This is a genomic window from Streptomyces murinus (assembly GCF_002154555.1).
Classification (GTDB): domain Bacteria; phylum Actinomycetota; class Actinomycetes; order Streptomycetales; family Streptomycetaceae; genus Streptomyces; species Streptomyces murinus.
In genome coordinates this window covers 1-7330 of sequence record NZ_MUNF01000531.1, presented here as the reverse complement: position 1 = coordinate 7330, position 7330 = coordinate 1, and the positions used below count along the sequence as shown (strand labels likewise).

General features: G+C 71.8%; 7 protein-coding genes. 4 read left to right on the top strand and 3 right to left on the bottom strand.

All coding sequences use genetic code 11. From position 1 onward, the window contains the following. From CCN72_RS28910 to CCN72_RS28895, 4 genes are all read left to right on the top strand, one after another. Positions 1-253 (top strand): DUF742 domain-containing protein (locus CCN72_RS28910; RefSeq protein WP_244174519.1); only part of this gene is annotated, 253 nt, incomplete at its 5' end. A 118-nt stretch (positions 254-371) separates the two neighbouring features. After that, the gene (locus CCN72_RS28905) at positions 372-1046 is read left to right on the top strand and encodes a DUF4232 domain-containing protein (RefSeq protein ID WP_086810880.1); all 675 of its coding nucleotides are present in this window, start codon (positions 372-374) and stop codon (positions 1044-1046) included. A 205-nt stretch (positions 1047-1251) separates the two neighbouring features. Further along, positions 1252-2034, top strand: coding sequence for a carbon-nitrogen hydrolase family protein (locus tag CCN72_RS28900; protein WP_086810878.1), 783 nt, complete (start codon positions 1252-1254; stop codon positions 2032-2034). Between the two features lie 68 nt (positions 2035-2102). Further along, on the top strand, positions 2103-3800 hold the full coding sequence (locus tag CCN72_RS28895) for a flavin monoamine oxidase family protein (RefSeq protein ID WP_086810876.1): 1698 nt from the start codon (positions 2103-2105) through the stop codon (positions 3798-3800). Positions 3801-3846: 46 nt separating this feature from the next. Here CCN72_RS28895 and CCN72_RS28890 read toward each other — a convergent pair whose 3' ends face one another. The 3 genes from CCN72_RS28890 to CCN72_RS28880 all read right to left on the bottom strand — a co-directional run bounded on the left by CCN72_RS28890 (position 3847) and on the right by CCN72_RS28880 (position 7044). After that, positions 3847-4776, bottom strand: a complete 930-nt coding sequence (locus CCN72_RS28890) for a TIGR03619 family F420-dependent LLM class oxidoreductase (protein WP_086810874.1) — start codon at positions 4774-4776, stop codon at positions 3847-3849. 61 nt (positions 4777-4837) lie between these two features. Further along, on the bottom strand, positions 4838-5542 hold the full coding sequence (locus CCN72_RS28885; RefSeq protein ID WP_086810873.1) for a DUF5995 family protein: 705 nt from the start codon (positions 5540-5542) through the stop codon (positions 4838-4840). A 101-nt stretch (positions 5543-5643) separates the two neighbouring features. Next, a complete protein-coding gene (locus CCN72_RS28880; protein WP_086810871.1) occupies positions 5644-7044 on the bottom strand; it encodes a uracil-xanthine permease family protein in 1401 nt (466 codons plus the stop codon). Between the last annotated feature and the right edge of the window lie 286 nt (positions 7045-7330).

The window sequence follows — 7330 nt, the reverse complement described above, 5'->3', positions numbered from 1 at the left end:
GGCCGACGCCGCCCAGGCCGGTGTCGACCACGCGAGCGCCGCCCTCCTGGAACTGGTACGACGCGGCCCGCGCCCGGTCGCCGAACTGGCCGCCGACGCCGACCTGCCCCTGACCGTGGTGCGGGTGCTGCTCGGCGACCTGGCCGAGGCCGGCCTCGTCCGCATCGCCGCGCCCCGCCGCGACCCGGCGGGCGGCCCCACCGCCGACCCCGGGCTGCTGCGGGAGATCGTCGACCGGCTGCGCGAAATCTAGTGTTTGTCACCGCCATTTTTTGTAACAGCCGTGTAGGGGACCGGTGTCGGCCGGAACCCCTGATCCACCCCGGTTGTCTCAGAGAACAGCACGTCAGCCGTACCTCTTAAGGGGAATCATGCGCGTCCAGAAGATCTCGCTGCTCGCCGTCGCCGTCGCCGCGGGCCTGTCGCTCACCGCCTGCGGGGGCAGCGACAACAACTCCGGCGGAGACGACTCCTCCTCGCCGAGCAGCGCCGCCTCGGACACCTCGGGCACCCAGGGCTCCGGCGGCTCCGGCGGCTCGACGGGCTCCACCGGTTCCGCAGGCTCCACGGGCTCCGGCGCCACCGGCTCCACCGGCCAGAACGGCGGCCAGTCGAGCAGCGCCCACGGCCCCACCGGCTCCGGCCGCGCCTCCGGCGCCGGCTGCACCACCGCCCACCTCTCCTTCAGCACCTCCGGCGGCATGGGTGAGGGCGAGCTGATCGTCAACATGAAGAACACCGGCTCGGCCAACTGCACCCTGCACGGCTTCCCGGGCGTCGACCTGAAGAGCAAGGACGGCACGGTCAGCGCCTCCCGCAGCAAGCTCGCCGCCCCCACCGTCACCCTCCAGCCGGGCGCCGAGACCCGCTTCACCCTGCACTACCCGCCGAACAACTCCGGCGGCTCCGGCGAGACCTTCACCCAGCTCGTCGTCACCCCGCCGAACGAGACCCACTCCACGACCCTGAACGCCGGCATCAACGTCCCCGTCACCGAGAGCGGCGGCCCCGGCATCACCGTCGACCCGGTCGGCACCGGCAAGTAACGCGGGCCCCGAAGCGCACGGGGGCGCCCGCACAGCGCCCCCAGGCGGCACCCGGGCGCGGGCGCGCAACGAATCGCCGCCCCGCCCCCCTCGCACGCAACGAACCGCGCACCGGCGCGCAACGGCTGCTCCTTGTCCGGCCGAGCGCGCCGCCCGTACCGTCTATCTGACCCCGAACCCCCTCCGTGACCGGTGAGGTAGACGCATGCGCACCGCCCTGCTCCAGAGCTCCGGCCACCCCGGCTCCGTCGCCGAGAACCTCCGGGTTCTGGACGAGGCCGCGGGCCGGGCCGCCGCCGCGGGCGCCGCGCTGCTGACCGCGCCCGAGATGTTCCTCACCGGCTACGCGATCGGCGACGAGATCGGCCGCCTCGCCGAGCCCGCCGACGGCACCTCGGCCGCCGCGATCGCCGAGATCGCCGCCCGGCACGGCCTCGCCCTCGCCTACGGCTACCCCGAGCGCGCCGGCGACACGGTCTACAACTCCGTGCAGCTGATCTCCGCCGACGGCACCCGGCTCGCGAACTACCGCAAGACCCACCTCTTCGGCTGCTTCGAGCGCGACCACTTCACCCCGGGCGACCACCAGGTCGTACAGGCCGAGCTGAACGGCCTCACCGTCGGCCTGCTGATCTGCTACGACGTCGAGTTCCCGGAGAACGTCCGGGCCCACGCCCTCGCCGGCACCGACCTGCTGCTGGTCCCGACCGCGCAGATGCACCCGTACCAGTTCGTCGCCGAGTCGATGATCCCGGTGCGCGCCTTCGAGAACCAGATGTACGTCGCGTACGTCAACCGGGTCGGCCAGGAAGGGGAGTTCGAGTTCGTCGGCCTCTCCGTGCTCGCCGGACCCGACGGCGTCCCGCGGACCCGTGCGGGCCGCGCCGAGCAGCTGGTGTTCGCCGACGCCGACCCGGCCTTCCTCGCCGCCTCCCGCGCGGCCAACCCCTACCTGAAGGACCGTCGACCGGGCCTGTACGGCTCCTGAGCTGACCCGCCGCCCCTCGACCCGCCCTTCACCTCTCTCAGTTCTTTCGCGCAAGGAGTCCGTACCCCATGACGTCCACGGTGCCCAACGCCGTCGAGCACACCGACGGGCAGCAGCCGCCGATCACCATGTTCGGCCCGGACTTCCCCTACGCCTACGACGACTACCTCGCCCATCCGGCGGGCATCGGCCAGATCCCGGCGACCGAGCACGGCACCGAGGTCGCCGTCATCGGCGGCGGTCTCTCCGGTGTCATCGCCGCCTACGAGCTGATGAAGATGGGCCTCAAGCCCGTCGTCTACGAGGCCGACCAGCTCGGCGGCCGGCTGCGCACCGTCGGCTTCGAGGGCTGCGACGAGGAGCTGAACTGCGAGCTGGGCGCGATGCGCTTCCCGCCCTCCTCCACCGCCCTCCAGCACTACATCGACCTGGTCGGCCTCACCACCCGGCCCTTCCCCAACCCGCTGGCCGAGGCGACCCCGTCGACCGTCGTGGACCTCAAGGGCGAGTCGCACTACGCCGTCACCGTCGACGACCTGCCCCAGGTGTACCGGGACGTCGCCGAGGCCTGGAACAAGTGCCTCGAAGAGGGCGCCGACTTCTCCGACATGAACCGCGCGATGCGCGAGCGGGACGTGCCGCGCATCCGTGAGATCTGGGCGAAGCTGGTCGAGAAGCTCGACAACCAGACCTTCTACGGCTTCCTGTGCGACTCCGAGGCCTTCAAGTCCTTCCGGCACCGCGAGATCTTCGGCCAGGTCGGCTTCGGCACCGGCGGCTGGGACACCGACTTCCCCAACTCCATCCTGGAGATCCTGCGCGTCGTCTACACCGAGGCCGACGACCACCACCGCGGCATCGTCGGCGGCTCCCAGCAACTGCCGCTGCGCCTGTGGGAGCGCGAGCCGGCGAAGATCGTCCACTGGCCGTACGGCACCTCGCTCGCCTCCCTGCACCCGAACGGCGAGCCCCGCCCGGCCGTGACCCGGCTGCACCGCACCGCGGGCAACCAGATCACCGTGACGGACGCGAACGGCGACATCCGCACCTACCAGGCGGCGATCTTCACCGCCCAGTCCTGGATGCTGCTGTCCAAGATCGCCTGCGACGACTCGCTGTTCCCGATCGACCACTGGACCGCCATCGAGCGCACCCACTACATGGAGTCCAGCAAGCTCTTTGTCCCGGTCGACCGGCCGTTCTGGCTTGACAAGGACGAGGTCACCGGCCGGGACGTCATGTCGATGACCCTCACCGACCGTATGACGCGCGGTACGTACCTCCTGGACGACGGTCCGGACAAGCCGGCCGTGATCTGCCTGTCGTACACCTGGTGCGACGACAGCCTGAAGTGGCTGCCGCTGTCCGCGAACGAGCGGATGGAGGTCATGCTGAAGTCGCTCGGCGAGATCTACCCGAAGGTCGACATCAGGAAGCACATCATCGGCAACCCGGTGACCGTCTCCTGGGAGAACGAGCCCTACTTCATGGGCGCGTTCAAGGCCAACCTGCCCGGCCACTACCGCTACCAGCGGCGCCTGTTCACGCACTTCATGCAGGACCGGCTGCCCGCCGACAAGCGGGGCATCTTCCTCGCCGGCGACGACATCTCCTGGACGGCCGGCTGGGCCGAGGGCGCCGTCCAGACCGCGCTGAACGCGGTCTGGGGCGTCATGCACCACTTCGGCGGCGAGACCGACGCGACCAACCCCGGCCCGGGCGACGTCTACGACGAGATCGCGCCCGTGGAGCTGCCGGAGGACTGACCGGGCACCGGCCCGGGAGACGGGACGGCGGGGCGCGGGCGGCCGGTCAGACTCCGGCCGCCCGCGCCTTCTCGAACACCTCGGCGGCGACGTCCGTCAGCTCCGCCGCGTCCCGCGCGGTGCCCTGGAGGTCGAGCAGGATCTCCTCCAGACCGACCTCCGCGTACTCCACCAGGTCCCGCACGATCTGGTCGACGCCGCCCTGGAACGGCCGCCGGTCGGCGCCCTCGTACCCCGCGCGCCGGAACTCGGCGTTCACCCGCAGCACGGTACGGATCGGCTCCGTACGGCCCCGCTCCTCGGCCAGTTCGCGCAGCTGCCGCCACTGGTCGGCGACCCGCGTGCCGCCCATGGCCACCGGCAGCCAGCCGTCGGCCTTGTCGACCAGGCGCCGCCAGGAGCGCCGGTTGCCCGCGGCCAGCAGGATCGGGATCGGGCGCGCGGGCTTGGGTCCGACGACGGCCGGGGCGATCTTCGCCAGGGGGCCGTCATGGGCGACCGGATCGGGGCCCCACACCGCTCGGCACACGTCGATGATCTCGTCCAGCACCGCGCCGCGCTCCTCGAAGGGCCGGACGCCGGCGGCCGCGTACTCGTCCAGGGACCAGCCGGTGCCGAGCCCCGCCAGCACCCGCCCGCCGCTCGCCGCGTCGAGCGAGGCCAGCGTCCTGGCCAGCTGGAACGGCAGATGCAGCGGCGCCACCAGCACACTGGTGCCCAGCTCCGCGCGCTCGGTGGCCGCCGCGGCCAGGGCGAGGGTGACCAGCGGCTCCGCCACCGACCGGTACTGGTCGGGCCAGGGCAGGCCGTCGATGCCGTACAGCCCCTGGGTGGCGGGCTCCGGGAACAGGGCCCGTTCGAAGACCCACAGGCTGTCGTAGCCGATGTCCTCGGCGGCGCGGGCCACCGCCGGGACGTCCTCGCCGATCGAGTACTGCCGCATCTGGGGGAGACCGAGACCGAGCCGGGTCGTCATGTCAACGCTCCTTCGCCATCGGGATCTTTGCCGAGCAGGGGGTTCCACGCACGCGTGGTTCTCAGCACGCGAGCGGCGTCAGCAGCAGCCTGCCCGCGAACCCCACCGCCGCATCCAGCCGTTCGGCGAATTCCTCGGCGATGTCGGGGCTGTGCCGCAGCGCCCACAGGGCCCGCGCCGCCGCCCAGGCCGCGTCCCGGGCGCGCTCCAGGCTCCAGGCGCCCAGGAGATGGGTGAGCGGATCGGCGAGCTGGAGGAGGTCGGGGCCGGGCATCAGATCCTCGCGGACCTGTTCCTCCAGGGCGGTGAGGATCTCGCCGACATGGTCGAACTCGTCGGCCAGATCGGCGGGTTCGCAGCCGACGGTGTGGCAGGCGTCCACCACGGCGAGGGCCAGGTCGTGCCCGATGTGTGCATTGACACCGGCCAACGCGAACTGGAGCGGCCGTACCTGGGGATGGTGGCGCAGCTGGAACAGCGGCCGCCAGCAGGCGGGCGGTCTCAGGTCGGCCTCGGCGGCGTCGATCGCGGTGAGGTACCGCTCGGCGAAGCGCACGTCCAGCGCCGCGGCCGCCCGGGGATCGGGGAACTCCCCGGCGCCCAGGCGGCGGTCGATGTCCTCGGTGACGGTGAGGTACACGCGGTTGAAGACGGCGACGCCGTCCCGCTCGGGCAGGACGGCGGCCAGCGCCCGCATCCGGGAGACCACGGCGTCGACGGGGCCGGTGGTGCCGGCGGGGCCGAGGACGGGGGACGACTGCGACATGGAGGAAGGGTCGCAGCCCGGGCCCGGCCGAGGTGCCGACCGGCCCGGTGCGTCGCCGGAACGGGGGAACGGGTTCTTGACGACCCGGTGGGAACGGGTCCTTACGACTCCGTGGTCGGGGAGTCCGGGGAGTCCGGGTCGTAGCTGGAGGTGCCCTCGTCCAGCAGCGGCGCCTGCTGCTTGAGGTGGGCCGGGGCGAAGGCGCGCAGCGCGTGGTAGCCGGTGATGACGACCAGGGTGCCCAGCGCGATACCGCTGAGCGAGAAGTTGCTGGTGAACTTCATGCTGACGTTGCCCACCCCGATGATGATGCCCGCGGCGGCCGGCACCAGGTTCAGCGGATTGCGCAGATCCACCTTGGCGTTGAGCCAGATCTGCGCGCCGAGCAGGCCGATCATGCCGTACAGGATGACCGTGATGCCGCCGAGCACACCGCCCGGGATGGCGGCCACGATCGCGCCGAACTTCGGGCACAGGCCGAACAGCAGGGCGAAGCAGGCGGCCGCCCAGTACGCGGCGGTGGAGTAGACACGGGTCGCGGCCATCACGCCGATGTTCTCGGAGTAGGTGGTGTTCGGCGGGCCGCCCACCGCGGTGGACAGGATGGAGGCGACACCGTCGGCCGAGATCGCCGTGCCCAGCTTGTCGTCCAGCGGGTCGCCGGTCATCTCGCCGACCGCCTTGACATGGCCCGCGTTCTCCGCGACCAGCGCGATGACGACCGGCAGCGCGACCAGGATCGCCGACCACTGGAAGGACGGGCCGTGGAAGTGCGGCAGACCGATCCAGTCGGCCTTGGACACGCCCGAGAGGTCCAGGCGCCAGTGGTCGGTCAGCTTGCCGTCGCCGCCCACGGAGTGGATCTTGCCGAAGACCCGGTCGAAGACCCAGGAGATGCCGTAGCCGAAGAGCAGCCCGAGGAAGATCGCGATCCGGGACCAGAAGCCGCGCAGACAGACCACCGAGAGCCCGGTGAACAGCATCACCAGCAGCGCCGTCCACTGGTCCTGCGGCCAGTAGGTGGAGGCGGTCACCGGGGCCAGGTTGAAGCCGATCAGCATCACGACCGCGCCGGTCACGATGGGCGGCATGGCCGCGTGGATGATCCGCGCCCCGAACTTCTGCACCGCGAGGCCCACCAGGAACAGCACCACACCGACGGCGAGGGTCGCGCCGGTCACCGTGGCGCTCGTACCGCCCTGCGCGCGGATGACGGCGGCCACGCCCACGAAGGACAGCGAGCAGCCGAGGTAGCTGGGCACCCGGCCGCGGGTGGCGAGCAGGAAGATGACCGTGGCGACGCCGGACATCATGATCGCCAGGTTGGGGTCCAGGCCCATCAGTACCGGCGCCACGAAGGAGGCGCCGAACATGGCGACCACGTGCTGGGCGCCGAGGCCCACCGTCCGGGGCCAGGAGAGCCGTTCGTCGGGCCGTACCACTGCTCCGGGCGCGGGCGTCTTCCCGTCACCGTGCAGTTTCCAGCGCACGCCGAGGTCCATGGTGGGGTTTCGCTTTCTGTGGTGCGTCGTTGCGTCCTCGTGTCCGGGCAGCCGGGAGGGCCGGGGGACAGGGGGGTGTCCGCACCATTGTCGCTGGTCGTCGGCGCGGTCCGCGCACACCGTCCGCGCGGGGGCGTGCCGGGGGTGTGCGCCGGGTGCGTGCCGGGGCGCGCCAGGGGTGTGCCCCGGGGCGCCCCGGAGGGCGTGCTGAGCGGTCGCTTAGTATGGATGACCGTACGTCCCGGGGGCCACCCCCGACCGCCTTGTCCAGGAGCCCCGCCGTGAC

Excerpts from the sequence above, each read along its gene's own strand:
- CCN72_RS28905 (WP_086810880.1), top strand. The coding sequence starts at position 372 with ATGCGCGTCCAGAAGATCTCGCTGCTCGCCGTCGCCGTCGCCGCGGGC.
- CCN72_RS28900 (WP_086810878.1), top strand. The coding sequence starts at position 1,252 with ATGCGCACCGCCCTGCTCCAGAGCTCCGGCCACCCCGGCTCCGTCGCC.
- CCN72_RS28895 (WP_086810876.1), top strand. The coding sequence starts at position 2,103 with ATGACGTCCACGGTGCCCAACGCCGTCGAGCACACCGACGGGCAGCAG.
- CCN72_RS28890 (WP_086810874.1), bottom strand. The coding sequence starts at position 4,776 with ATGACGACCCGGCTCGGTCTCGGTCTCCCCCAGATGCGGCAGTACTCG.
- CCN72_RS28885 (WP_086810873.1), bottom strand. The coding sequence starts at position 5,542 with ATGTCGCAGTCGTCCCCCGTCCTCGGCCCCGCCGGCACCACCGGCCCC.
- CCN72_RS28880 (WP_086810871.1), bottom strand. The coding sequence starts at position 7,044 with ATGGACCTCGGCGTGCGCTGGAAACTGCACGGTGACGGGAAGACGCCC.